This is a genomic window from Halorubrum sp. C191 (assembly GCF_002727095.1).
In the GTDB taxonomy this organism is placed as follows: domain Archaea; phylum Halobacteriota; class Halobacteria; order Halobacteriales; family Haloferacaceae; genus Halorubrum; species Halorubrum ezzemoulense.
Genome location: NZ_NHNZ01000069.1, coordinates 1 through 1141, shown reverse-complemented (window position 1 = coordinate 1141; position 1141 = coordinate 1). Strand labels below are relative to the sequence as shown.

Genomic DNA, 1141 nt, shown 5'->3' with positions numbered 1-1141 from the left:
TTTATGTCCGTGAGTATGAAGGCCACAATCTCCGCAGTGATATCGAACAGCGCCGGGAACGCGTCCGCCGCTGAGATCTGCTCATCAATCTCATCGATGTCTATTACTGGCTTTGATCGCTCGGTTTCGAATTCCAGCCAACCGTACGGTAACAGCAAGAAAACCGCATTATCCGCATCTACACCACCCCTTATGAGTTTCTTTGCTGGACAGTTCCCGGCCTCACCGATAATATGGGTGCCATTTTCGAAATACGCGATGTCGGCACGGCCGTTTGAGTACTGCCGTTCGAAGCACGTGTACACTACGTCCCGATCGATAACTCGCCACTCATTCTGCTCCCACTCCTCAAGCGGGCGAGCAACATCGTGCCCGAGCTGGTAGAGAAAATCCGCGAGTACAACCTTCAACCGTAGGTGCTCGAAACTCTCGTTTGAACGCTGCTCGTGCATTCGGACCCAGTGTTTCTGGGCCGTTGTTTCGTACTGAATTGCGTACGCCTCCAAATCACCGGACTCGAAGACTGCCGAGATATCGACGGTCTCCCGTCTGCTCCCCCGGTTGTGGGAGGTGAAGGCGTTACTCGCTCGTTCTGGACTTAATCGGGTAAACGAGAAGTTCTCAGCTGACATCGTCCGCGGTCGTGGTTTGTTCGTCGATTTTCTCGAATGCGTCACTCGCGACTTCCGCCTGCTCGCTCGCCTCAATGTGACTGTACATTTTTGATGTAGTGGACGGATCTTCGTGGCGAAGCGCACGTTGAGCCGCTGAAGCACCCTCTGCCCGATAGAGGGCCTCGCCAGCACCGCGGCGCGCTCCGTGCGGTTTCAAGTACTCGTGCTCGCCCTCAACAGGGATCTCACCCTCCTTGCAGAGTCGGCGGAAGATATTCCGAACGGTCTCAGTCGTGATCGATGGTGGGGAAATCTCATACCGACGTAGAACTGCGTCTGGACCGTCTGCCTCGAGTTCGGCTTCCAAGCTATCTACGCGATTGCCAAGCTCCGTACGCGCACACTCGTATAATGACGGCGCGTGCTGTGTCGGGAACACCGGCCACTCCTCCGTCGGTGGGTCCAGAATCTTGCGATACTGCTGTACGGCCGAGCGGGCCTGACTTGGTAACTCAGCTTTGAACGTT

2 protein-coding genes are annotated in these 1141 nt (G+C 55.7%); both read right to left on the bottom strand.

Annotation, left to right across the window (positions count from 1 at the left end; translation table 11 throughout):
• A partial coding sequence (locus Z052_RS05985) for a hypothetical protein (RefSeq protein ID WP_144050008.1) occupies window positions 1-632 on the bottom strand: 632 nt, incomplete at its 3' end.
• The coding region (locus Z052_RS05980) for a tyrosine-type recombinase/integrase (RefSeq protein WP_144050007.1) at window positions 622-1141 on the bottom strand (520 nt) is incomplete at its 5' end. The genes Z052_RS05985 and Z052_RS05980, both read right to left, overlap by 11 nt.